The sequence below is a fragment of the Stutzerimonas tianxiuensis genome (genome assembly GCF_053470365.1).
In genome coordinates this window covers 19368-43712 of record NZ_JBPVWS010000026.1, presented here as the reverse complement: position 1 = coordinate 43712, position 24345 = coordinate 19368, and the positions used below count along the sequence as shown (strand labels likewise).

At 56.7% G+C, this 24345-nt stretch carries 27 protein-coding genes and 2 pseudogenes; 11 read left to right on the top strand and 18 right to left on the bottom strand.

From position 1 onward, the window contains the following. Positions 1 to 288 precede the first annotated feature (288 nt). Complete coding sequence (locus ACSSNI_RS21920) at positions 289 to 1086, top strand: outer membrane protein OmpK (protein ID WP_448260277.1); 798 nt, start codon at positions 289 to 291, stop codon at positions 1084 to 1086. 94 nt (positions 1087 to 1180) lie between these two features. Here ACSSNI_RS21920 and ACSSNI_RS21915 read toward each other — a convergent pair whose 3' ends face one another. The 6 genes from ACSSNI_RS21915 to ACSSNI_RS21890 all read right to left on the bottom strand — a co-directional run bounded on the left by ACSSNI_RS21915 (position 1181) and on the right by ACSSNI_RS21890 (position 7845). Further along, a complete protein-coding gene (locus tag ACSSNI_RS21915; protein WP_017678248.1) occupies positions 1181 to 2170 on the bottom strand; it encodes an isopenicillin N synthase family dioxygenase in 990 nt (329 codons plus the stop codon). 133 nt (positions 2171 to 2303) lie between these two features. Next, entirely contained in the window at positions 2304 to 2942 is a 639-nt protein-coding gene (locus tag ACSSNI_RS21910; RefSeq protein WP_017678249.1) for a glutathione S-transferase family protein, read from the bottom strand. 10 nt (positions 2943 to 2952) lie between these two features. Next, positions 2953 to 4710 (bottom strand): Rieske 2Fe-2S domain-containing protein, encoded by a 1758-nt coding sequence (locus tag ACSSNI_RS21905; protein ID WP_033377565.1) that lies wholly within the window; start codon positions 4708 to 4710, stop codon positions 2953 to 2955. 23 nt (positions 4711 to 4733) lie between these two features. After that, complete coding sequence (locus ACSSNI_RS21900) at positions 4734 to 5579, bottom strand: aromatic ring-hydroxylating oxygenase subunit alpha (RefSeq protein WP_017678251.1); 846 nt, start codon at positions 5577 to 5579, stop codon at positions 4734 to 4736. A 58-nt stretch (positions 5580 to 5637) separates the two neighbouring features. Next, entirely contained in the window at positions 5638 to 6720 is a 1083-nt protein-coding gene (locus ACSSNI_RS21895; RefSeq protein ID WP_017678252.1) for a TIM barrel protein, read from the bottom strand. A 57-nt stretch (positions 6721 to 6777) separates the two neighbouring features. Continuing rightward, positions 6778 to 7845, bottom strand: a complete 1068-nt coding sequence (locus tag ACSSNI_RS21890) for an aromatic ring-hydroxylating oxygenase subunit alpha (RefSeq protein WP_017678253.1) — start codon at positions 7843 to 7845, stop codon at positions 6778 to 6780. Positions 7846 to 8137: 292 nt separating this feature from the next. On the opposite strand from ACSSNI_RS21890, the gene ACSSNI_RS21885 reads away from it, so the two are divergent. From ACSSNI_RS21885 to ACSSNI_RS21875, 3 genes are all read left to right on the top strand, one after another. Continuing rightward, positions 8138 to 9085, top strand: coding sequence for a LysR family transcriptional regulator (locus tag ACSSNI_RS21885; protein ID WP_026088706.1), 948 nt, complete (start codon positions 8138 to 8140; stop codon positions 9083 to 9085). A 97-nt stretch (positions 9086 to 9182) separates the two neighbouring features. Then, positions 9183 to 10178, top strand: coding sequence for an isopenicillin N synthase family dioxygenase (locus ACSSNI_RS21880; RefSeq protein ID WP_017678255.1), 996 nt, complete (start codon positions 9183 to 9185; stop codon positions 10176 to 10178). A gap of 89 nt (positions 10179 to 10267) precedes the next feature. Beyond that, positions 10268 to 11353: a BMP family ABC transporter substrate-binding protein gene (locus tag ACSSNI_RS21875; RefSeq protein WP_079456520.1), complete on the top strand. Its 1086-nt coding sequence runs from the start codon at positions 10268 to 10270 to the stop codon at positions 11351 to 11353. Positions 11354 to 11462: 109 nt separating this feature from the next. Here the strand turns inward: ACSSNI_RS21875 and ACSSNI_RS21870 are convergent, their stop codons facing one another. From ACSSNI_RS21870 to ACSSNI_RS21825, 10 genes are all read right to left on the bottom strand, one after another. Beyond that, the gene (locus tag ACSSNI_RS21870; RefSeq protein ID WP_017678257.1) at positions 11463 to 11753 is read right to left on the bottom strand and encodes an AMP-binding enzyme; all 291 of its coding nucleotides are present in this window, start codon (positions 11751 to 11753) and stop codon (positions 11463 to 11465) included. 74 nt (positions 11754 to 11827) lie between these two features. Beyond that, entirely contained in the window at positions 11828 to 12085 is a 258-nt protein-coding gene (locus ACSSNI_RS21865; protein WP_017678258.1) for a hypothetical protein, read from the bottom strand. Between the two features lie 405 nt (positions 12086 to 12490). Then, positions 12491 to 13765: a translesion error-prone DNA polymerase V subunit UmuC gene (gene umuC / locus ACSSNI_RS21860; RefSeq protein WP_200638690.1), complete on the bottom strand. Its 1275-nt coding sequence runs from the start codon at positions 13763 to 13765 to the stop codon at positions 12491 to 12493. Then, entirely contained in the window at positions 13762 to 14199 is a 438-nt protein-coding gene (locus tag ACSSNI_RS21855) for a S24 family peptidase (protein ID WP_200638691.1), read from the bottom strand. Before ACSSNI_RS21855 ends, umuC begins: the two co-directional genes overlap by 4 nt. Positions 14200 to 14307: 108 nt before the next feature. Further along, positions 14308 to 14517: a carbon storage regulator gene (locus ACSSNI_RS21850; RefSeq protein WP_200638693.1), complete on the bottom strand. Its 210-nt coding sequence runs from the start codon at positions 14515 to 14517 to the stop codon at positions 14308 to 14310. A 743-nt stretch (positions 14518 to 15260) separates the two neighbouring features. Further along, entirely contained in the window at positions 15261 to 15542 is a 282-nt protein-coding gene (locus ACSSNI_RS21845) for a BPSL0761 family protein (protein WP_200638695.1), read from the bottom strand. A gap of 103 nt (positions 15543 to 15645) precedes the next feature. Next, positions 15646 to 16161, bottom strand: coding sequence for an HAD domain-containing protein (locus ACSSNI_RS21840; RefSeq protein WP_200638697.1), 516 nt, complete (start codon positions 16159 to 16161; stop codon positions 15646 to 15648). A 37-nt stretch (positions 16162 to 16198) separates the two neighbouring features. Then, positions 16199 to 17002: an inositol monophosphatase family protein gene (locus ACSSNI_RS21835; RefSeq protein WP_200639758.1), complete on the bottom strand. Its 804-nt coding sequence runs from the start codon at positions 17000 to 17002 to the stop codon at positions 16199 to 16201. A 59-nt stretch (positions 17003 to 17061) separates the two neighbouring features. Next, the gene (locus ACSSNI_RS21830; protein ID WP_200639759.1) at positions 17062 to 18462 is read right to left on the bottom strand and encodes a DEAD/DEAH box helicase; all 1401 of its coding nucleotides are present in this window, start codon (positions 18460 to 18462) and stop codon (positions 17062 to 17064) included. Then, on the bottom strand, positions 18459 to 19049 hold the full coding sequence (locus ACSSNI_RS21825; RefSeq protein WP_200638699.1) for a hypothetical protein: 591 nt from the start codon (positions 19047 to 19049) through the stop codon (positions 18459 to 18461). Before ACSSNI_RS21825 ends, ACSSNI_RS21830 begins: the two co-directional genes overlap by 4 nt. Positions 19050 to 19152: 103 nt before the next feature. Between ACSSNI_RS21825 and ACSSNI_RS21820 the strand changes: the two genes are divergently transcribed. Then, positions 19153 to 19383 (top strand): helix-turn-helix domain-containing protein, encoded by a 231-nt coding sequence (locus ACSSNI_RS21820; RefSeq protein WP_200638701.1) that lies wholly within the window; start codon positions 19153 to 19155, stop codon positions 19381 to 19383. Between the two features lie 97 nt (positions 19384 to 19480). Here ACSSNI_RS21820 and ACSSNI_RS21815 read toward each other — a convergent pair. Further along, a pseudogene (locus ACSSNI_RS21815) lies at positions 19481 to 19729 on the bottom strand (integrase core domain-containing protein); the annotation flags it as partial. Between the two features lie 8 nt (positions 19730 to 19737). Then, positions 19738 to 19821: pseudogene (locus ACSSNI_RS21810) on the bottom strand (DUF7740 domain-containing protein); the annotation flags it as partial. 430 nt (positions 19822 to 20251) lie between these two features. On the opposite strand from ACSSNI_RS21810, the gene ACSSNI_RS21805 reads away from it, so the two are divergent. From ACSSNI_RS21805 to ACSSNI_RS21780, 6 genes are all read left to right on the top strand, one after another. Further along, positions 20252 to 20827, top strand: coding sequence for a DNA adenine modification methylase (locus tag ACSSNI_RS21805; protein ID WP_448260269.1), 576 nt, complete (start codon positions 20252 to 20254; stop codon positions 20825 to 20827). Between the two features lie 90 nt (positions 20828 to 20917). After that, the gene (locus ACSSNI_RS21800; protein ID WP_063541855.1) at positions 20918 to 22471 is read left to right on the top strand and encodes a DNA cytosine methyltransferase; all 1554 of its coding nucleotides are present in this window, start codon (positions 20918 to 20920) and stop codon (positions 22469 to 22471) included. Between the two features lie 65 nt (positions 22472 to 22536). Beyond that, entirely contained in the window at positions 22537 to 22782 is a 246-nt protein-coding gene (locus ACSSNI_RS21795) for a hypothetical protein (protein WP_019406492.1), read from the top strand. Positions 22783 to 23135: 353 nt separating this feature from the next. Continuing rightward, complete coding sequence (locus ACSSNI_RS21790; RefSeq protein WP_019406491.1) at positions 23136 to 23270, top strand: hypothetical protein; 135 nt, start codon at positions 23136 to 23138, stop codon at positions 23268 to 23270. Positions 23271 to 23537: 267 nt separating this feature from the next. Beyond that, positions 23538 to 23738 carry a hypothetical protein gene (locus ACSSNI_RS21785; RefSeq protein WP_026012503.1) on the top strand — a complete coding sequence of 67 codons (201 nt, stop codon included), beginning with the start codon at positions 23538 to 23540 and terminating at the stop codon, positions 23736 to 23738. A 287-nt stretch (positions 23739 to 24025) separates the two neighbouring features. Then, entirely contained in the window at positions 24026 to 24247 is a 222-nt protein-coding gene (locus tag ACSSNI_RS21780; protein ID WP_019406488.1) for a hypothetical protein, read from the top strand. Positions 24248 to 24345: the final 98 nt, after the last annotated feature.

Genomic DNA, 24345 nt, shown 5'->3' with positions numbered 1-24345 from the left:
TGAACCGCCGTATACGGAACCGTACGTACGGTGGTGTGAGAGGACGGCGGATGTGAATCCGCCTCCTACTCGATCGCTGATAGTTACCTTGGTAAGTGAATTTAATAATACAAAAAAACACGCACTAAATTACTTCACCACACCAAAAACCGCCCCCAATAGCAGCAAAAATGCATTTCAAGAGCTTGTAAACTCCTGCAAAGTCTGCGCAATTCGTGCATTTATTGGCCCCTTACTTGCTATATGTAAATGCTGACTATTCGATCAGCTTTATATATGGGGGATAAGATGAAAGTTAACAATAAGTCCACTGTTTTTGCAGCAAGCTTTTTGGGGTTTTCGTGTTTGCCATCGGTATCGCATGCCGATATGAATTGGCACAGCGAAAGTCTCACTTATCAATACGGCAAAGAGTTCAAGGTGGATGCACGCACCGTACAAACCATTACCTTCGAACATGCCAGCGACTGGTCGTGGGGCGATGTGTATTTATTTATGGACAACAATTGGTACCCAGGCGGTGGTACTTACAATGATGGACACCATTCCATTTACAGTGAATTGGCGCCGCGACTTTCGTTGGGCAAAGTGTTTGATAGCAAACTGTCGTTCGGTCCCGTCAAGGACGTATTGATTGCGTCGAGTTTTGAATGGGATAAAAACGAAAAGCATGAAACGCACGATCAGGTTAACTATTTGCTCGGCCCGGGCTTTGATCTCGATCTACCGGGTTTCGATTATTTCCAGCTTAACTTCTACTACCGCAAACCAGACGGCGGTGTAGCACCTAGTGGGCAATGGCAAATCACGCCGGTCTGGTCGTATACCATTCCGATCGGCCGCTCCGACGTGGTGATCGATGGTCATATGGACTGGGTGGTCAATAATAAAGGCACGTATCACAGTAATCTGCTGTTCAACCCGCAGATCAAATATGACCTGGGCAAGCACTTTGGTTATGAGCCCAAGCGCTTCTACGCCGGGGTCGAGTACAACAACTGGACAAACAAATACGCGATCAAAGACACCCGCGCATTCGACACCGATCAGAATGTGACCAGTCTGATTGTGAAGGTGTATTTCTAAAACAACACCGGGCGGTTATCCGCCCGGTTCAGCCTTGCCAAAAGCGAGGCATGAAAAAGGCCACTCGCTAGTGGCCTTTTCCGCTGTCGGCGCGTTATGCCGTGGCTTTCTTGACCCCGAAGGTCTTGTCGAACATAGCCGCGATATGACCGCCGACAGTGATGGGCGCCGGATAGACCTCATCGGCCTTGCGCAGCGTGGGCACCACCGAGGCTTCGTAGTAGTAATCCAGGTCGAAAAAAGTTGGCACCGAGTAGCGCGGGGTGTCTTTTTTGGAGTTGAACACGCGGTGCATGGTCGAGTGATAGAGGCCATTGGTGAGCACCGGCACCATATCGCCGAGGTTCACCACAAAGGTGTTCTCGATAAACGGCGCTTTCAGCCACTCACCGTCGGCATTGCGCACCTCGAGACCGCCGACTTCATCCTGCAGCAGCAAGGTAATCAGGCCCCAGTCGGTATGGGCACCGGCGCCAATCTGGTTTTCACGGGCATCGGCCGGCTGGCTGGGGTAGTGCAGCATGCGGGTAATGATCATCGGCTCTTTGAGGCCCTGGTCGAAAAAGTCTTCGGGCAACTGCAGCGACAGGGCAAGCAAGCGGACGATCTTGCGACCGAGCAGATCCATGTAGCGCATATAGTCTTCGGTCTGCTGGCGGAAACGGGGGTTGCCCGCTGGCCATTGGTTCGGGCCGTGATAGGGTGTTTTGCGAATAACGTGCGGATGTGCGTCGTCCAACTCGCGACCCAGCAGAAACCCTTCTTTCAGATCGGGCGGCGAACCTTCATCGAGAATTTGCGCCGCAATCGGTTCATACCCTCGCAGGCAACTGGAGTTTTTCGAGTTGACCAACATTTTTTCGTGCAGCGGCGTTTTGAAATATTCCTTGGCTACATCAAACTGCGCTTTCTGCAGTTCTACCGGTACGCCATGGTTTTTAATATAAAAGAAACCGGTCTGCCGTGCCGCCTTATGAATTTCCCAGGCTACTGCCTTGCGCTTCTCGATATCGTGGGAAAAGCTGTCCGCCAGATCGATAACCGGAATGTTTTTGGCCACTGAAGGCGGGGTATATATGACCATCTGCAAAACTCCTGTTGATTACTAAGTGGTGTAACAAGGCAGAGTGGTAGGGCAACGTGCTGTCAGAACCGCTGTTATGGTTATAGTGCGGGGCAAGTAGCCACGTCTTTTGATGTTCTGACGATAAGAGTAATCAGGGTTTGCCGGCCGGGAATATGCCGGCCATTACGGTAAAGCCTGGAATACGTCTGACTTCATCCAGCCAGAGACGCACCGAGGGATAATCCTGCAACGAAAGCCCGGCTTCATCGGCCATGGCCACATAGGGAAAGCAGGCAATATCGGCAATAGTCGCGTGCGCCAGTGGACAGAGAAACTTGAAATCCTGTTGGCGATTGATCCACAGATGTTTATCCATCACCTCCAATAATGTTTGAGCACGCGCGCGACAGGCGTCGGCGTCGAAGTCATACATGAACAACTCATGTAAACGTGCGGCAGAAAGTGATCCGGTCAGACTATCGGCAAATGCCAGCCACACCTGGATATCACCCAACACCTCCGGTTGATCCAGCGGATACCATTTGCGACTCGGATCAAATATTGATGCCAGATAAACCAGAATGGCCTGGGAGTCGCGAATGATCTTTTCGCCATTCTGCAAAACTGGTAATTGACCCATAGGATTGATGCGCAGAAATGCAGGGCGCTTATGTTCACGCCCCGGGTGGAACTCGACCACTTCGGTTTCGTATTGCACGCCCAGAATCGATAGCAGCAAACGCACCTTGAAGCAGTTTCCGGATAACTCGTAATCGTAAAGTTTCAACATCAGACACCCATTAGATATCCAGAATCAGCGTTTCAGAGCGGCAACCCGATACACACGGCATGATCAACGTGCCGCTGTCTTTTTCTTTGGCCGAAAGATAAACATCGCCGTGCTGCAGTTCGCCGCTGACCACCTTGGTCATGCAGGCGCCGCATACCCCTTGCTCGCAGGAGTAATCGATGGCTACCCCGTGATCGAGGCAGGCTTGCAGCAGGGTCTGCCCGGGGCTGACGGTGAAGGCTTTGCCGCTGGACTTGATGGTCACTTGGTAACTGCCCGACTCGGCAGCCGGCGGCTTGCTGCTGGGGGCCAGCGCAAAGTACTCGAAGTGAATCTGCTCGCTGGCAAAGCCAGCTTCGCGTGCCAGCTCGACGACCAGATCAATCATCGGCTGCGGCCCGCAGACATAGACGTCATGCCGTGCCGGTTCCCGGTCCTGGAGCAATTCACGCAATGTCTGCTGCGTGCCTTCGATATCGAGGCCCAGGTAGGTCGCCGCTTGTTTACCGAGCGCGGCAAGCCGCTGGGTAAAGGCCACATGTTCCTCACTGCGCGCCAGGTAATGAAAACTGTACGGGCGCTTGGCGCGTTGCAGATGCAGGCCCATGGCCAGAATCGGGGTGACCCCGATGCCACCGGCGATCAGCAGGGCGTGACGGCCCGGCGGCTGCAGCTGGAACTGATTGCGTGGCAGCGTCAGCTGCACCTGGGTGCCTACCTGAACATCCACGTGCATGCTGCGCGAGCCGCCGCGTGATTGCGGCTCGTGTTTGACGCCGATCACCAGTACATCCTGCTCGTCAGGCGTGTTGACGATCGAGTACTGGCGTAGGTGGCCAGAGGGCGTGGTCAGGCTCACGTGCATACCCGGTTCCAGCGCCAACAGCCGCCCGTCATCCGGTTTCAGCCAGAACGAAGCGATGTCCGGGGTTTCGTTTTGGCGCGCGATGACGGTGCACGAGAACGGCTCGCCCGGCTTATCGGCGGCGGGTGGGTTGGGAGTCTTCAGAGGCACCGCGTCCGAGGCGATAAGCCGCGCGGTCGGCGCTGGCGTGGGGCTTTGCAGTACGCGGGCAAACAGCTCGTCGAGCAGTTGGGTAAAGACGATTTTGCGTTGCAGGGGCAGGGCAGCAGCGGCGTAAAGGCGGGCATGCACCACGGCCTTGGAGTCCGATTCCGGCTGGACAAAAATCCGCACGCTGTCGAGCAGCCCGGCGCAGCTCAGGTCAATGCTCAGGCCGCTTACCAGCGTTTGCACGCGGTCGGCCTGATCTCCCAGCAGCGGCGCGAACGAGGGGGCGGCCTGCTGGATGGCCTCGACGACGGCCTTGGCGTTCATTGCCACTGGATGGCTGCGCAAATTGGTGGACAGCGCGGCACCGAGCGGACGCTGTCTCCCGGGTTTGGCGTTGCCAACCGGGGCTTCGAGCTGGGCGAACACCAGGCCGTCCACCTCGGCGCAGGGGAAGGTGCGCACACAGGCGGCGCTGGGTTTTGCCGTGCGGTGAGCGGGCACAAAGGCACAATGGCCCGAGCCGCTTTCATATTTCCAGCCATGGTATTGGCACTTCAGCTGGTTGCCGATGTTCACCCCAAGGCTCAGGCGTACACCGCGGTGCGGGCAGCGGTTTTCCCACACATTTACAACACCGTTGTCGTCACGCCAGACCGCCAGCTCCTGACCGAGCAAGCGCGTTTGGTACACGTGGCGAAACGGAAGGTCTTCGGAGCTGGCGATCACATGCCATTCCTGATGTAACGAACCCATATCTGATTACCTGCTAATACGGCTCAGCGAGCGGTGCCGAACGTGACGTTGCGTGCTTTGATCCAGCGGCGGTAGGCACTGGACAGTGCATCCGCGCGCACGGGCGTTTCGTGCCGGGGATCCAGCGGCAGGCCCTTGGGCACCTGATTGAGCAAAATCATGATGTCCTGGCCAAAGATGCGTTGCTGGAAGTCGCGCAGCTGCTTGTCGGTGTTGATGTCGTCGAGGTAGCACATGATCGCGTGGGCGATGCAGCTCTCCTCATCCACGGGCTGCACGTACAGGCCGAGCACATCCAGGCGATTGGCGTCGATGACGCAAGTCTTGTAGAGGATGGCGATAAAGGGGCGGGCGATGCGGTACACGTACTGCATCTCCACCGGTTCGCTGGCCGCCGCCGAACCCTTGGGCTGCGGAAAGCGGCAATTGACTGCCAGCACCTCATCAGCCTGTTCGTCGATCTCGACGTCATAGGCGGCCACTTCGGTGAGCGGTTCGGCGCCGAGAATATCGGTGTGCACGAACGGGAAGTGAGCCATGTCGAGGAAGTTTTCCACCACCCGCAGCCCAGAGGTGGCAACGCGGATCGAGCCGGCGCTGACGACGCGGCGGTCCGTTTCTTCGAACTCGGGAATGGCCAGAATTCGGCGTGGTTGCGCGGACAACGACACCCAGAGCAAGCCGTAGACGATCAAGGTTTTCAGCGGCTGAGAACTGTCGGCAAGGTGCGCGATCAGCCCGTCGGGGGTGCGGGTGTAGCAGATGGCCTGACCCAGAATCCGGGTATGGCATGGCTTGCCAACGACGGCCTCGGCCAGCGCACCAACCGGATGCCAGTCGTCGTAGACAAAGCTGTTTTCTTTTAACATAACGGTGGCCCGTACAAGGCTTGGCGGCGCCGTGACGACGCCAAGCGCAGAGGAGGTATTACGCCCGGTACTGAGCAACGAATTCAGCCGCCGACTTGGCGCTGCGCGCCTCGTGCACAGCCGCGCGCTCGGCGTACAACTCGCGGACGAACTGCGCGTAGGCACAGCTGTCGGCAAACATGTTGTACATCCAGCCCAGGCCGTAGGCGTTTAGGTTGATGTTGTCGATGGTCATCAGCGACAGGTTGGTAGCGGGGTTTTGCAGGTAGGCATCGATGACTTTGCGGGTGACTTCCTTGGTGCACGCCAGCTTGTGCGCATGCCACATGTCGGTATGCCATTCGCCTTCGGCAGGACGCCGGAACGGGTACTGAATGGAGCGCCCTGGACGGTCGATACCTTTGGCATCCCAAGGGCCGGTTTCAAAGCCCCACCAGTTCAGCGGGCCGTTAGGCGCGGCCGGGCGCATCTGGGCCCAGTGCACCAGGTTGCGGTTCAGCCATTCGTCCGCGTAACTGTCGTCGTTGAACGGGTCAAGTTTGGCGATGGCATCGTTGTCGCCACGCATCTGCGAGACGGCGTGCTCCACTTCGTTTTCAATCTTGAAAATGCAGTGGCTGTAGTCAATGGCCACGTTGAACTTCGCGCCGCGGGCTTCCACCAGATCGGCTACTTGCGAGACCCGGCGATAGTCTTCGGACCACATGTCCACATGGTTTTCGAAGGTGATGATCACCCCGGCTTTTTCCGCGTACTCGTACGACTCCAGGTAACACTCGGCGACCTCTTCGTTGGTCACGTAGTGGCGGTCCTTGTGCTTAGCCCAGATCATGAAATTGTGGTACTTGCCGCCGACCTCGACGGTCAGGTCGATGTTCTCTTTGATCAGGTGATCATCCAGGCCCAGGGTGTACAGGCCGCTCCCCGACAGCACCGGCAGGTCGTAAAGTTGGCTGCCCTTGATGTACTCGTCCAGCTCCTGGCGGTTGTTGGGAATGCGATCGATGAAGTCCCAGACCTCGGCTTCCTTGACCAGTTTGAATTGCTCGAGAATCGGCAACTCGGTCAGTGACACCGGGTTCTCACGCGACGACGCCTGGATACCCAACCCGGCACAGCCCAACTTGAACATCTTTTTCATGTACTGCTCCTGCAAAAACGTAGCTTCGAAAGGGCGCTTGGCCCATGGGTGTAGGCCTTAACGCTCCTCGAGCACTTCGCTGAGGAGGGCCGCTTTGAATTCGTCCTTGCCGCCCAGCGCCGCTTGCGACAGTTCGCGGTGCCATTTGCGGTACTGGATGGAGATCTTGTCGGTGCCTACCGACAGTTCGGCGCTATCGAGCTCGATAGGCCATTGGGACTGGATCACCGGGCGGTCTTCTTCCAGCACGCGTTTCTGGAAAGCCAGGTGCACGTGGTCGGGCTGCTGGTCTTCGGTACGCACGATGACCATGAAGTTGCGGCAAGTTCTGTCGTCCACCGGGCTGGCGGTGGTCCAGAGGATGAATTTGGAATCGTCCTTCCACAGTTTGATTTCCAGGTTCACCGAGTACGGCATCGAGCAGCGGTAGGTGAAGTCGCCCATGGGCGCTTCTTCCGGCAGCGTTTCGTACATCTCTTTGGGCGGCGCCAGCTGAAAGCGCAGTTCACCGTGGCTGCGATCGACGTTTACCGTGGGGTGACTGGCGAAGAAGGGGTCGTACAGAGTGCCGGGGTGAACGAAGGCGAAATGGGAGAAGTCGGTGAAGTTTTCCCAGCGGCGCTCGGCCGAGGTTTCCCACACATACGACTCCGCCACCACGACTTTCATGCCTTCGCTGTCCCAATCGCCCAGGTAAGGGATTTCGGTGCAGTCGAACGAATTGTCCAGGCGCACCCAGACGATGCCGTAGCGAATGGCGCAGTCGTATTTGGCGATTTTTGCGCGCGGCGGAATAGGGCGGTCGGGGCAGGCCGGCACCAGCGTGCATTCGCCGGCGTCGTTATAGCGCCAGCCGTGGTAGGGGCACTGCAGGGTGTCTTTGCCCTGGTGCTTGCACACGCTCCCCAGCGACAGGCGCGCCGAGCGGTGCACGCAGCGGTCATCGGCGGCCATCATCTGCCCGTCCAGACGGGCCAACACCAGGTTCTCTCCCAGCAGCTTCACCGACATCGGGCCATGCCCGGATGCGTTGGCTTTCTCGAACTCGCTCAAGGTACACACCGGGTGCCAGAAATGGCGGAGGTAACCTTTGTGTTCTATCAGGGGCTTCCATTGAGCGGACATCGCCGATCCTCATTACGGTTGATCACATTGCGGGCTTTTCAGAAATACAATCTGGTATACCAGTCTCGGCATCGCTAGAGCACGTCTTGTGCCAACGCGAAGAGGCGATCAGAAAAATGCTCGCAATGCCTCGTAGTTGACTGCCTGGACAGTTTTTAGACGAATTTTTTCAGCAGTTGGCGGGCGTGTTTTTCGCTCTGGCATGGTGCGCAGCGGCAGCTCGATGCACTTTCCTGGCGCGAAAAGAATCCGCGTTGGGCAACATTTCGAAGTGAGGAAGTCAGGTAAAACCATGGTTCGGCGGTTACGGTTTCATTCGGTGTCGGTCAGCTACTTCGACATGGTTCAGCACTGCGGCTCGATCCGCGAAGCGGCCCGGCGCCTGAACGTGGCTTCGTCGGCGGTCAATCGGCAGATCCTCAAACTGGAGGACGACATCGGTGCGCCGCTATTCGACCGGCTGAGCTCCGGACTGAAACTCACCCCCGCCGGCGAGTTGTTCGCACGCCATATCGGTGTGGTGCTCCACGACGTAGAACGGCTGCGCTCGGAACTCGAAGCCATGGAAGGAATCCGGGCAGGGCATGTCGAATTGATCGTTGCCGAGACCCTGGCTGTGGACCTGTTACCCACCGTGCTCGAACACATGCACGCGCGTTATCCACGGGTGTCTGTCGGTGTCACCGTCTCCGGCTCGCAAGGCATTCCGCAGGCGATCATCTCCGGGGCGGCGGACCTGGGTCTGGCTTTCGCGTTGCCTAAACACGAGCAGCTCCAGCAATTGGCCCTGGGGCATTTCCGGCTGGCGGCGATCGTGCCGCCCAATCACCCGTTGGCCGATAAAAGCCAGGTCAGTTTTGGCGCCTGCGCCGACTACGACCTGATCCTCAGCAAGCCGGAAATCTCGACGCGGCAACGACTCGCGCCACTGCTCAAATCCGCCCATTTTTCCGGCAGGACCCGCCTGGAAACCGCATCGCTTGAACTGGCCAAGCAGATGGTAGTGCGCGGCAGGGGCGTGGCGTTTCAAACCGCGTTCGGCATCGAGGCGCAGGTGGCCGCCGGTGAACTGAAGATGCTTCCGCTCACCGACAGCGGCGGTATTTTCTGCGACCTGGGCTTGTACATGAGCAGCGGCCGCTACATTCCGGCTGCCGTGGATGCCTTCGCCAGAATTCTCACCGACGAGATTTTGCGTCGCGAGCGGCACGAGGCCAGTCAGTTCGGGGCTCTTGGCTAGCGCTGCCAAAAAGGCATCAGGCCTGGCGATATTCGATGCTTTCCGCGCTCTGCCTGAGCAGATAACACTCCGGCCCATTCAAGTAGGAGTCGCTCACATGGCACACGCCCAACTCGCACCGTCACCTCTGGAGGCCTCGCAGGCCACCACGCTTCCAGTTATCGACATCTCGGGCCTGCGCTCGGCATCACTGATCGAACGCACCCGGGTCAGTCAGCAAATCGGCCAGGCCTGTCGTGACAAAGGTTTTTTCTACGTCATCGGTCATGGTGTACCGGCAGCTTTGCAGCAGCAGGTGATCGACCAGGCGGCCACGCTGTTTGCTCTGCCGCCCGAAGAAAAGCGCAAGGTCGACAAGTCACTCTCCATGGCCAATCGGGGCTACGAACCGTTGCGTAATCAGGTGCTCGAAGCCGGCGCGCCACCGGACGTCAAAGAAGGCTTTTACATCGGCCAGGACAAGCCGCTGGATCATCCCGATGTGCTGGCTGGCAAATTCAATCAGGGGCCGAACCTGTGGCCGGCAGACCTCCCCGAGTTTCGCCAAACCATGGAGGCCTACCAGCGGGAACTGGAGTCAGTGGCTCGCCTGCTGATGCAGGGCGTGGCTCTGTCGCTGGGCCTGCCGGAGCAGCACTTTGCCGCGTTCTGCGAGGACGCCATGACCACGCTGCGCCTGCTGCATTACCCACCGCAGCCGACCACTGCGGCACCGGGCGAGAAGGGCTGTGGTGCGCATACCGACTGGGGTGGCCTGACTCTGCTGTTGCAGGATGAAAACGCCGGGTTGCAGGTGTGGGATCAGGAGCGCAATGGCTGGATCTGGGCCACACCGGTTCCCGAGGCCTACGTGGTCAACCTCGGCGATCTGATCGCGCGCTGGACCAACGATTTGTACAAATCGACCCTGCACCGCGTGGTCAATGTCTCGGGTAACGAGCGCTATTCGGTGCCTTATTTCTACTCCGGCAACATCGCCCACGAAATCGCCTGCATCCAGGCCTGCCTGGCACCCGGCGAGTCACCCAAGTACCCGGTCATCAGCGTCGAAGACCACTACAAAAACATGTTCCGCAAAACCTATTCGATGTGATCACAGCCGCGCAGACGGAGCCTGTTTCAATGCCTGCCTTTATCCCGGGCTAACCGCCTAACCAATAACGTATGGGGAGCAATACGCGCATGAACATGCCTGGATTCAGGAAAGTACTGGCAGGGTTATTGAGTGGTATCGGTCTGGCAGCAGCCATCACCGCATACGCCGACGAGCCGCTCAAGGTCGGCTTCGTCTACACCGGTCCGATTGGCGACCACGGTTGGACATATCAACACGAGCAGGGCCGTAAGGCGTTGGAGCAGGCGCTGGGCGAGAAAGTCCAGACCACCTACGTCGAAAACGTTGCCGATGGCGCGGACTCCGAACGGGTGATCCGCAACATGGCAAAAAGCGGCTACGACCTGATCTTCGGCACCTCGTTTGGCTACATGAACCCGATGGCCAACGTGGCCAAGCAATTCCCCAAGACCGCGTTCGAACACGCCACTGGCTACAAGCGCAGCACGAACCTCGGCACCTACCTGTCGACCTCGTACGAAGGGCGCTACGTGGCCGGCTACCTGGCCGCGAAAATGACCAAGAGCAAGACCGTCGGTTATGTCGCGTCCTTTCCGATTCCTGAGGTTATCCGCGACATCAATGCTATTCAGGTCGCGTTGAACAAGTACAACCCAGGGGCGGTGGTTAAAGTGGTGTGGCTGAACACCTGGTTCGATCCCGGCAAGGAATCCGACGCCACCAACACGCTTATCGACCAGGGCGCCGATGTGATCTTCCAGCACACCGCCAGCCCAGCACCGATTCAGGCAGCCGAGCGCCGCGGGGTGTACTCGGTGGGCTATGCCTCCAACATGGCCAGCTTCGGCCCCAAGTCGGTAATTACCTCCATCGAATACAACTGGGCGCCGTTCTACATCCGCACTACTGAGTCTGTACTGAACGGCACTTGGAAATCGGCTGACTACTGGGGTGGGCTGGCCGATGACGCCCTGACCATGCCGATCAGCGATATCGTTCCCGCTGAATTTAAGGCCGAGGCGCAGCAGATCATTGCCTCGATCAAGAGCGGCACGTTCCACCCCTTCGATGGCCCGGTTGCCGACCAATCCGGCAAGGTCAGAATTGCGCCAGGAGCCACGGCCAGCAATGCGGATCTGGCAGGTATGGACTACTACGTCCAGGGCATCGCTGCGGAGTTTCCGAAGCAGTAACGTTGCGGGCCCCGCTCGCTAACCGGGCGAGCGGGGTGGCTGAATACCTGAAACGGATCGACATCCTCGATCCGCCTGTGCCGCTCCTGTGCAACAACACCTAAGAAGCTCAGGCAAGCAACTGTCTTTTCAACACCTTGCCCACAGAGCTGCGGGGCAGGGCCTCAAGCATGTGCACAGACTTCACGCATTTGAAGCCCGCCAATCGCTGGCGGCATGCCTCGACAATCGAGGCCTCGTCGGTAGCGCCTGGTTGGGTCGCGACCACAAATGCGATCGGCACCTCGCCCCAGCGCTCGTCGGCCTTGCCCACCACGGCAACCTCGGCCACGCCGGGCAGCGACGCGATCACCGCCTCCAGTTCTGCGGGATAGATGTTTTCGCCACCGCTGATGATCATGTCCTTTAAGCGATCCACCACGTAGAGGAAGCCCTGTTCGTCCAGACGGCCAATGTCGCCGGTTCTGTACCACGTCAGTGTTTTCCACCGGTGTGCTCGTCATCCTCTTCGCCATCTGCACGAGTCTTCGTTTTCAGCTGCGAGAGCGCCTGCTCATTGATGATGGGTAGAACGCCTTGCTCGGTGTCGACTACCCACATCTGCTGCTGCTCGCAGTAATACCCAGGTAGTTGGTCTTCGCCTGTACGAAGTGTGCTGGCACTTGCCAGGAAGGGCGAAATGTTCGCATGACGATGGCGGGCGCGCGCGTCCCTATCGGTGGTGTTTTCCATGCATCAAGTCCATTTAGATCGGTTTGGTGTGCAGATTGATACTACTTTGCCATCAATGACCGAACAACATAGTTTCCGCATGCTGGTGGGCGGTCGTAGCATGCTTACATCAAAGATTCGCTACTAAAAAATAAGGTTCCGCTCGCGACGACGGCAAGCAGTCAGGTTGCTTGATCTGGTAGTCGCCTGATCCACTTGCGATTTGCGTTTGCGACCTTCCTGGTAAGGCTGACAGAGCCGGTATGAGCGCCGACGCAGAGAACATCGAATCGGTGCGTTGGCGAGGCAGTAACAAAGCCCTCATAGAGCCAGCCGAGCAGGTCATCAAATAGGCCGTCATTCACTAGGACTGAATCGGCCCTAACAGTCCGCTATTGGCCGATAGCTGCTGCCCACGCAGGGTAGCTACCCACGCACTCCGATCACTTCACTCCAGTGCGTGGTGTATCTCGGGCTCAACATCTCTCTGCGCATCGCCCAGGCCGGCGCCGCCGGTACCCGCCCAACTCGCACAGTGCCCCTTCCTTCGCGTTGGTTGATCTGGTCGACAACTGCCATTAACCGCTCGGCGCCGCGACGCGGTTCAGGCGCAAATAGATCCGGCGTCAGCTCGCCGCGCTGGCTTAGGTCCATCAGCAGAATCGAGCATTTCGAGAACGGGTAACCAGGGCGGTAAATCTGACCCAAGCCGCGCTGGGCAAGCGCCAGTATCTCGCGTGTATCATCTGTGGGAGCTGGTAAAGCCAGAGTGATGGCATTGGCGTAGCGCGGCCCGTCCAGAGCCGCCAGCTGCGTCTGCAGTCCAACCTGGATGGTGCTGCATAGCGAGGCCTGGCTGCGCAGCTTCTCCGCGGCTCTAGTCACGTAGGCGGCCAGCGCCTCGCGGATCGGCGGCAGCTCCGTCTGGCGCACGCCAAACATCTTGCTCGAGCAAATGGCCTCCTTCGGTGGCGGCCCCTCGTTGAAGCCGATACAGCTGATGCCCTGCAGCTCCCGCGCGGTGCGCTCCATGGTTACGCCGAAAGTCTTACGCAGGGTGGCAATGTCGAACTGCGCCAGATCCCAGGCGGTGGATATACCCAAAGCGGTCAACCGAGATGCCGAGCGGTGCCCAACACCCCAGACCTCGCTTACCGGCGCCAAACGCAACAGCCTCTCCTGGCGGACCGGATCACTCAGATCCAGCACACCACCAGTGCCTTTCCACTTCTTTGCCGCCCAGTTCGCCAGCTTGGCCAGCGTCTTGGTGTTGCTGATCCCGACTCCTACCGGCATGCCGATCTCTTGCGCCAGGCGTTCGCGAATGCTCCGGCCAAGTGCTCCCGGATCAGCAATACCGGTCATATCCCCCCAGGCCTCGTCGATGGAGTAGACCTCAATGCCAGGCAGCATCTCGGCCATGATTCGCATCACGCGGTTGCTGATATCCGCATAGAGCGCGTAGTTACTGGAGCACGCCACCACACCCTGATGGCGCATCTGTTCGCGCACTTGGTAGTAGGCTGCGCCCATGCCAATACCTATGGCCTTGGCCTCAGCACTGCGGGCAATCACGCAGCCGTCATTGTTGGACAGCACGACTACTGGGCGGCGCTTGAGCCAGGGCCGGCAAATGCGCTCACAGCTGCAGTAGAAGCAGTTGCAGTCGATCAGCGCGAATAACCGGCGAGAAGTGTTCATGGCGCCACATGGCTGACCACCCAGCTCACCACGCCCCACACCTCGATCGGCACGTCACCATCCAGCTGAACATCCGGCACGATCGGATCGGCGGCTTTAAGCCAGCGGCCACCAAACAGATCTCGTGCAACGAGACGTACGCGGTAACCCTCATCACCGAGATCGACGACCACAAACCTGTTATCCAGCTGGCACGCCGCACGGTTCACGATCAACCGGTCTCCCGGGAAGATGCCGAAGCCAAGCAACGTGTCATCCAGTACCTGCACCCCCCAGATATGCGGCGCCCCTAGGCCTGTCAGCCGATCAAGGGACAGTCCTTCTTCCTTTTCGTCCTCGGCAGGTGATTGGAAGCCGGTTATCCGCAGGTCGGCCACATCAGTGAGCAAGCGTTCCCGGAGGCGCTCACCGCGAGCAAGGATGGAAAGAGACATTGGGGTACCTCTGAACAATGCTGTATATAAATACAGTATTCGAGAAGGCCCAGCTTAGGTCAACAGAAGCCCAGCACAGCTCCGACAGGAGGCAGGGCTACCAAACCGTCAGGCGTCTACCAACTCATCGCGAAGAATGGCCATCTGCTTGGGTGCTTCGATGCTGATGCGAGCTCGACCGTGACGCTTGATAGCGTCTATATGCACGGTAATCCCATCGCGCAGCAGCTGCTTGAGGAGTTTCTCGGTGTCGACGCCGGGGTCGATGGTAAGGCGGATCATCTCGCCTTCGCGGCGAGAGAGAGTCAGAAATCCCATGAGGCAAGTCCTTTGCTAATTGGGGGGGCGCGTCCTGCCCAGGCAGTCTAGAACAAGGTGGTAGATGTCGAATGTGCAACTGCGCGCAGCGTGAGGAGCCAGGTATGTGTGGAGGCGTGGAAGCCCGCGAGGCGGACAAGGTCTGGAAAATCTACTTCCCTAATCCCAAGGCAGCCTTACCCGTCATGTTTCCAGATGGAGGCCAGATCGACTGGATCCACTGGGGGCGCCGCAGGGAGGAGATAGGTGGCAGTCCACCTGGTGGCTGGGCAAAACTCGAATCAATCCACACGGGAGTCTGGAAGAAGCACCACCCCCAGCGAGCCCTAGCCATGGTGCAGCGGCTTATGGAGAAAGAAGGCCACGTTGGCGATAAGCATCGGCCCTCACATTGGTTCAATGTGCCGGAGGGGTACGCCTTGGAGTGCCTGGTAATCGGAGAAGAGGATCAGCGGCGTGTGTACGTAGTGACCACAGAACCACCAGAAGAGTACGCTTGGGTACATGATCGATGGCCGAGAGTGGTGCCTATAACGCAAATCCTGTCACCGTAACCAAGGCGTTGCTACGGTGACAAACCACGGTTACTGAGTCGATAGCCTGCACCTGTAAGCATCCGTGGCCACTCGCCACTGAAGCCCATGCAGAGAAGCAACTGGGCTCACTTAGGTGAGGTTGTCCCCACTGAGGATCCTCTTCAGATCTGCGCCAAAATTTCTGGCCATCAGTGTCTCCCGCAGTTATCAGGTTCTGATGTCGCGATCTTCTTCAATAAGCTTCTGAATACGGCCAGTCTCATCAAGCTTGGCGGTAATGAGTAGGTGAGCTGGAACGGTCCCCCCCATTCTGCGTATGTACTCCTCTTTTGCAGCAAGCATGTCCACCTCTCGGGCTGAGGGGTAGTGGCGCAGGGCACGTGAGGCCTGGCGCTTTATCTCATCGCTGACCTCGCTGCTGCTTGTCAGGGCGTATAGAAAACTGCGCACTTCCATAAGTGCAGCAGTACGTTCGATAGGCATGGTCATGGCGAGTCTCCATCGCTGCATTGAGGGGCAGGTATGTGAACAACAATTTATGAATTTCCAGGAGGGGTAATCCACCTCTGGCCGGCAGCTGCCTGATAGGTACCTACCTCCGGCCAAATGTGGCTTGCATTAGGCGGCTGCGAAGGTCTTCAACACGTCCGGGTTGGGCCAAGCCCTGCTGGCCATCACAGCAAACCAAATGACCCAGTGCCTCCTTTGGCCACCGATCGGAGTCGTCGTCGACCGACACCCAGTTTGGAAGGTGGGCGCGATTCACGTATCGGCAGATTTGTTCGTATCGAGCGGCTGTGTCCCACCAATTCTGATCAACCCAGCCTTTTCCCATCGCGCTATGCCAAGTCGCGCCGATCACCCGGGCCTTTAGCCGGGCGGGCAGGTAACTTCGCGCCCGTGAAAAGCCTAGATGGCGCACCCAGCTTGTACTCAATACCACCTGGACGTGGGGGAAATCCTCCAGCGCCTCAACCAATAGATCCGACCACATGAAAAGCGAGCCTTCAGCTCGCAATGTCGGCCCATTCTGTGTCATGAAAACGGCGTCCGGATGCAGTACACCATCAAAGTCGAGGAAAAGGACGGGATTGGCCGGCGGCGGCATCGTGCGGGTATCCAAGGTTATGGTTTAGCGTTCCGCACTAAGCAAAAACCCTTCCCCAATCTCTACCCGCCAGAGCCGCACATGCCTGCGGTGCTCCACCGAAACAACGAGTCGACACCTTCGAGAGCTTCGCCTCACTTTCGTAGGTGATGGGCTCCCCAATCTGGTCGACCAGAACACCTCCAGCCCCTCTGAGAATTGCGTGACCAGCCACCACGTCATGAGCGGACACTGGAGCAATCGAGACGGCCGCAACGCCATCTCCTGCGGCTGCGGTAGCGAGGCGGTACGCGATGCTGGGCATCGGTCTGTACTCTGCGGGAGCGCATAACACTTCATTGATCTTCGGCTTCGTCAGAGCTCCTGTACTCACCAGTACCTTGCTGCCGGCTTCCAGCTGACGATGGTTGATTGAGCTCGTTAGGAGTTGACCATTTCTATAGATGCCGCCCAGTCCTTGGCACCAGGCGATACAGTCTGGACCGCGATCGTTCGTGACCGGCGCATACACCACACCCAGGACAGGTTTCGCATTCATCAACAGGCCGACCGAAAGCGCTGTCCCCTTTCGGCCGCGGAGAAAATCCGCAGTACCGTCATTAGGATCAACGACCCAACAGCAGTCTGCACCAGTCAACCTAGAGCCCGTTTCCTCTCCCCAGAAATCACAGTCCAGAGCCGCGAGAAGTTCTGCCCGCAGCAGGACTTCAATCTCGAGGTCGACCTCCGCCTTGTCCCCGCACCCACGAGGACCAGATGGACGCCGCCACTCCGCCACAAGCAGTTCTCCAGCACCTTGGACGATCTTGATGGTGATGTTTAAGAGTTCGCTAAAGCTCATAGATTTAGGGGTGTCGGTCAGGTGCGGATGCCCAATGCGATGAGTGATGATTGGGGGCATCAGAAGCAGGCCAGCAATTGTTGCCGATAGTGCTTGGAGAAGCTGACCTGATGGCTCGGTTCAGCCACAAAGTCCGCCAGATGGACGGTGGCTGTAGAGCCTAAATCGGTAGCCTGCTTAGACCCAGTTTTAGTGCAGCTTTCCAGCGCGTCGGTATTCCCGGCAGGCTCAATCCAGCCAGTGTTTGAGACTGAAGTGAGGGCAGGTATATGCACCTCATTCAGCACCGCAAGGTCATCCGGAAGATCATCCGCAATTCGCTCAGCAAAGCTCCGTAGCACTGGCTCCGCCAACATGAACAACCAGGCTTGGCCATCGCTCTCGCCAGTGCGCCGAAGCACCCGGCCGAGCACTTGGCGATAGTGCAACTCGGTGCGGATTCGACTGAGGTAGCAGCACACTTGGAGGCGGGGGATATCAGTGCCTTCGCTGATCATTCCAATGGCAACAATCCAACGACATGCGCTATGCCGGAATGTATTGATGACCTGCTGCGCCTCAGGGGTTTTGTTGGTCACAAGCCGACAACCTTCACCTCTGGTTTCTAGAGCCAAGGCAATCTGATGCGCATGCTCAGTGTCGGTGGCGACGACCAAACCAGCCGCATTAGGTTTTACCTGGCGAAGCTCATCCAGTTTCTTGCAGCTAAGGTCCAGCAGTTGGTCGATCACCTCGTCATGTCGCAGCAGTTCTTCGTAGGTGACGGGGGATTCCCCCAATAGCCTCGCAATGCTGGGAAACATCCTCACAGTGCTATCAGCACCCATTTCTTCCGTGAGTTTTACCCGCTGATTATCGAGCAAGACAATACGCGGAGAGCGGCATACTCCGTCGGTAATAGCTTCTTCGAGACCATAGCGGTAGTCGCAAATCAGATGCCCTAGGGGGCTGGAGTAGCGGGCCAATGCAATAGCCCGTTCATCCGAACGCCATGGCGTGCCAGAAAGAGCCAGTGTGTAGGCCGCGCGATCCTGTATCCGGTGCAGTATCTGCTGCCCCCAGGCGCTGCTGAGAGTCGGATGATGGCCCGCGCAGTGGTGAATTTCATCGAAGACTACGAGTACACGATAGTCATCAAGCAGCTGCCAGAACCCCTCGTCTCGGAACTCCATTGCTTGGTAAGTGAATGCCGTGCCCACGGCCCCAATCTGGCCGTCGAGACGCTTGCCAAGTACTGCAGAAAAGGTCGAGCGGAACCCCTCCACTACCTGACAAGAGGGCGCGAAGCACATCACTAGATCGATGCTGTCCTGCTCAAGTAGTCTGCTGGCGAGTTCTGCGGCCATGCGCGTTTTTCCGGCACCAGGAGTTGCCTGGCAAAAGAAATGCGGAGTGGTGGAAAAGTGCTTCAGCGCAGTATTGATGCAGCTGTTTTGCCAGCCACGAAGTGATCTGGTCACCATTTGGCGGATAGCGTCTGCAGGGTCTTCTCAATGGCGCGCAGGTGTCCCAGCAGGCGTGAGCTGCGGTCTCTAGCCTCCAGGTACTCTCCTTCAATCTTATCCCGAAGGTGCGGCATGTCTTCTAGGAGCAGTTTGAATCGCTCGGCCTCGCCCATCGATGATAGAAAATCCAAGCGGATTTCTTTATGGAGCGTTTCCAAGCGCTCATCCGCCCCGGATGAGCGCTTAAGCGCTACAGCTTCATCATCGAGCAAAGCAGGTTCCTTCTCAGGCTCACATGCTGGCTTTCGACTGTTCTCGAACCCGTTATCGACCAGCTCCAGATCTAGATGCGCCGGAACCGGCTGCAGGTGATAGACCTGCCCGCGAGTACGACGGTCTTTATCCAGAACAACCCAGCCGGTGCGCAGCATTCGGCGAGTCTGCTCATACACATAGCGGCGCACATCGGCGATACGAAAACTCGTGCCGTTCAGGCTTTTGGCGTAGGCATCGCGTAGTTCACGGGTCGTGAACTGCGCGCGCCCTTCCTCCTGCAGCAGCTCATACAGACGCCGGTCGAAGACAAACGGTGCCGATTTCATTAAGAACCAGAAGAGTTAGCGCGAAATAAATGCGGATTATAATCCGTGGCTCGCACATCCGCAAACGCCCGATAGTGCCGGCTCAGGTGGAATTGGGACGGTCATGGGCACGTTGGCAAAAGCGTTAGGGGAACGCATCCGGGCGCAGAGGAAAGCTTGCCGGATTTCTCAGGATGCACTGGCGCTGGCCTGCAACATTGATCGCAGCTATGTGGGGCGGATCGAGCGTGGTGAGGTAAACATTACCGTTGAAAAGCTGTACCGCATTGCAGGCGAGCTTACCTGCGAACCTTCGTACCTTTTGCCTCAGATATCTGAGCTGCAACCCAACTAAAAATATCAATGCCGTTCACGCAGCAGGTAAATCGATACCGCTGCGCCTTCCCTCCAGTGTCAGCCGCTGGTCTGTCCCGGAACTGGTGGACAGGTAGTTAAGAGCTACTGCTCGCGTTTCGCCGCTCAAACTCCATTGGACTGATGTAACCCAACGTCGAGTGGCGACGGCGGTGATTGTAAAAGCGGATGTAGTCGAACAGGTCGGTTTTCGCCTCCTGGTAGCTGGCGTAGCGCGTCAGGTACACCCGCTCGGTCTTCAGCGAACGGAAGAAGCTCTCCATCGCTGCGTTGTCCCAGCAGTTCCCCGGACGTGAATGGCTGGGCACGATTCTATGTCGCCGAAGTAAGGCCGCTTGGCAGTAGCTTTAATGGCGTCGTCTGTGCCATGAATTCGCGCGGCGAGAAGTATTGCGAGTACAGCGTCAGTTAGAGTCATTAGGTGATTACGATCTCTATTAGTCGAGCAATGGCCTCGCGCATTATGTCATGAGTGCTCTGATGAATATGGATGTGACCCTAGCGAAGAAACATCTGCCCTTAGGTCGAACGGCGCGCCATTTGAGAATTTTGTGTGATGGTATTGCTTCTTTTTATTGCAGTCAGGTTAGGCACTCAGGCGGGAATGCTCGTCCTATCTATCACCGATGCGCTCAGATATCGGTTCTTAGTAAGCTTTCATTGACCATTGCCTAGTAATTTTTTCTGCCATGCTGCGCTGGCATTTGGAAGGCCAGCGGACGCGCCATCTCTAAGAGCTGTTCATGTCATGAAAAATTTATGGACATGTGTGAAATAACCTAAGTATCTGATCTTGCGAGCAAATTTGATGTCCATAGAGGTGGGAACTTTGGGGTGCGGATGCGGGAATGCTCAAGTATAGCGGCGAAGAGTGGGGGGAGCCAAATAAGTGGGATATGTCACGGATGAATTTCCAGGACTTCACTGAAGCACTGGAACTTGCCGTTATGAATATCCACGACGCAGTTGAACGTGGCGGCGTATATGGAATCCTCATGGGCAACATGCGCGCCAAAGGTACATACTATAACCTTAGTTCACTCGTGGAACGAATTGCGCCGGGCCGGCTGATCGATGAGGTCATCAAGGTCAATTGTAAAAGTGACTCAAGCTCCTACAAAGGAAACTTTGTCAGGATTGCCCACGAAAAGTTACTTGTTTTCGCTAAGCGTGAATCTTCGTTGTTCCTTATTGGTTCAATGGAAAAGCGCGCTGCTGCGATGACTGGTATTACGTGGAAAGCAGCGGTTCGGCGTGTGCTTCAAGGCAACAAGATTCTTCATCTGAAGGATATCAATGATGCATTGGAGCCCTATGCTAAATCGCGTGATAACCAACACTGGCAAGCTAAGGTGCGTCAGGTTCTACAAGACGAGCGCTACTTTGTTCGTTTGAAACCCGGTGTTTACCAGCTAGCTGCATAAGCCGATACACAAACTAAATAGCCCCTGCGGGAGAAATCCCGCACGGGGTTTCTCTTTGCCTGGGGCACTTAACCAGGAAGGGAGAAAATTATGTCAACGGTCATCAACACTAGGATCGGTGAGTCGAAAAACGTAGCGCGCCTTTGGCTTGAGGGTCGAAAGCTCGAAAGGGCGGGCGTGAAGATCGGTGCGCGCTACCAGCTCGTGCAGAACAAGGCGATGGAGCGTTTGGAGCTTCGCGAGGCCCCGGCCGTAGCGAACGACCAGACTTTCACTGTCTCCAAGCGCGAGCGGCGTGGTGTGGTGGTGCCCTTGATTGAGGTTCGATCAAGGGTACTCAGCGAGGTGTTCGAGAACATCGAGCGGGTACGTGTTGCAATCCGGCGAGGTCGGATCGTGATCACAGCGCTGCACATCGAAACCAAGATCCGGGAACGAGTTAAGCGTTTGACGGAAAAGCTGCGTACCGGAGAGCCGTTGGCAGTAGCCAGCCTGTTCCATGGTGGTGGTGTTGCGGATAAGGCACTTCATAGCGGCCTTAGACGTGCAGGGATCAAGTCGTTTATCCAAGTCGGTGTCGAAATTGAACCGGAATACTTGGATTCGTCGTTAGACAACAATCCTGAGCTGTGGAACGAAAAGAGTGTTGCGATCTGCTCTGACGTGAGAGAGGTCAACTGGGGGCATAACCCTCTTCAGTGCGACGTTATCTGTGCAGGAATTCCCTGCTTAGGAGCATCGAAGTCAGGTCGCAGCAAGAACAAACTGAGCATGGCAGAGGAACACTCCAAAGCTGGTGATTTGTTTGTTGATTTTCTCGATGCGGTTAAAGCGCTGAACCCAAGCATTTGCCTGATCGAGAACGTACCGGAATATCAAACGTCTGCTTCTATGGTTGTTATTCGCGCGAAGTTGGTTTCTCAAGGCTATGTGCTGAAGGAAGCTGTGTTGAATGGCAACGACTTTGGCGCTCTTGAGCGTAGAAGCCGATTGGTTGTGGTCGCGATAAGTAAGGGGCTTCCTGACGTTTTCGATTTTAGTGAGCTAAGCAAACTGAAAGAGAAAGAGGGAAGTCTTAATGAGGTATTAGAGGATGTTCCGCATGATTCTGAGCGGTTCAAATCCTTCGACTATCTCGCAAATAAGGAAGTACGCGACAAGGCAGACGGCAAAGGATTCTCACGCCAACTGCTAAGTGGGGCTGAAGATTTCTGCGGAACAATCGGACGTGGTTATGCGAAGTGCAGGAGCACGGAGCCCTTCCTAGTACATCCGACCAACCCGCAACTGTCTCGGCTACTCACGCCTGTCGAGCACGCACGAGTGAAAGGCATCCCGGAGGTGGTAATCGCTGGGCTTCCTGACACGACTGCGCATGAGGTGCTTGGGCAGTCAGTGATCTTTCCGTTGATTGAGTCCGTTGGGCTCGAATTAGGGGTGTCGATCACTGCTGCTGTAAACCCCAGCGTGGTGAGTCTGCGACAGGAGGGAATTTCCTCCTACTGTGGGCAGATCTGCGGCGGTGGTAATTGCGGTGCTGGCCAGTTGTGCAGCTTCGGAATCAACTCGGAAAGCCAGATGCCAGGCCTGCCGGAAAGTGATCCCAACCAGGGTCAGTTCCAGCTCAGTCTGATGGTGGCGTAAAACAACCCCTGCCAGGGAGAAATCCCTGGCGGGGCTTCTCCTTGCATGGATGGAAGGAGAGGATCATGAGTGCAATCCTTGAGGCAGCACAGTTGCAAGGCAACGCGAGCATCATCCGCAGGGCCTGGGCAAAAAGGGGCAAGCAGAAGGTTCACCTCTGGGAGCTATCGACTGGGGGCGTCATTCTCCTGCGCCACATGGAGGGGGAAGGGTTCAAGCATCCGGTAAAGCTGCATGAGCCAATGGAGGTAATCGTTAACCGATTTCGCGAGAAAAACGGTCATCAGGTGATCTCTCCCCATGCAATCTGAATTCAACGCCCTTCGGGGCGTTTTTTTTGCCTGCATGCTTGAGGCTGGCAGGTGGATCGGTATAATCGACACATCGCTTCATGTTTCATCCCTTCGCGCCTCAGCGCACTAATCTTCGTCAAGTGCATGTTGCACTCGGCAAGAGCCTGTACCGATCTTCGGTCAGGCAAAAACCAGAGTCACTTTGTGGCCTGGGAAAGCTAAGTCGGAGCTTCAACCGGCCTAATCGAAAGCATTCAGAATCAACGTTCCTCTTTAGGTCCGTTGCGTTTTTGTTTGCACAACAAAACCCACGCGGGGATAACTCCCTGCCGGGCGTTTCTCCGTCTGCATTAAGCTAATGGAGAAACATAATGAAAGTTCTGATCATCGCAGTAGTGCTGATTGTTGGTGGCATCCAAGTCGGCTTTAAAGCGTTCGATTACGGCGTTGCTTCGGTTGAAAAAACTGAAACCGCCAAAACGATCAAAGCCCGTCAGGTGCTCTGATTGAAACAACCCTTTGGGAACAATCCCATGGGTTGTTCTCAATCATTGAGGATCTGCGTATGTACTTCCGCAACTTAATGACTGCCCTATGGATCGGTCAGGTATTTGCAGAAAGCACACAACGCCCTTATGCCCTTTATGGACATAAGGAGGGCTACATCGTAAGAAAACTGACTCGGGCTAACAGCTTGGAGTTGGAAATAATCAAACCCTGACGGGAGCAATCCCGTTATGGGGGCGCCTCGTCATTAATTTGCGAGGTGTAATATGTTTTTTAATAAAGTTCTTAGTTGGTTAAGGGAGACTGTCGTCGGCATTGGCTGTAGCTTGCTGGCTGCGGGGTTCGTCGGCATCATCACTCCAGGTTCGCATCCGCAAGCCATTGCGGTCAGCGTGGTAAGCGGCCTGGTCTTGATTGTCGGTGGTCTGGTGGTATCCTTTTTCCAGAAAGACAACGCAGGTGAATGAAATGGACACGACACAAACGCTCGTTTTGGCTATATCCGGCGTGCTGTTCACGATCACTGTGGCAGCGTGCGTCGGCATGATGCTAGCGAAGCACTTGGACAAGAAGCATGCTGCGCATGCGTCCAAGGTGCCCTGATCCACGAGATATTTGCGTCAATACCCTTCTGCTCAAGGCAATGCCTTGAGTAGGTAACCAGCTAGTCGCGTAACGTGGTCATCCCTTGTGGGTGATCCACCAGAGCCCTCCGCGTGAGGGTTCTGGGGATCACCCACCTGGAGAACATCAAATGCCACAACACGAAGAGCCAATAGCACTGTACTGCCCCGAACTCAAAGAGCTGATGATCGACTCCGGCCGAGTGTTCCTCGTCCCTGATCAGATCGCAGCAACAGTGAAGAAGGCCAACCCTGACACCCGCTTCGTCAAAGCATGGGCTGTGCTGCACCGCCTGATACCCGCATCAGGCGCAGTATCGGTTCTCGAAGCGCCTCAGTCAGCGGCGGCATGAGTGCCAACAAAACCCCAAACCCCGGCTGTTTCCAGCCGGGGTTATTTTTTTGCCTGCCAGAATCTGGTCAGATTCCACCGCCTTTTCCTCTCGCGTAT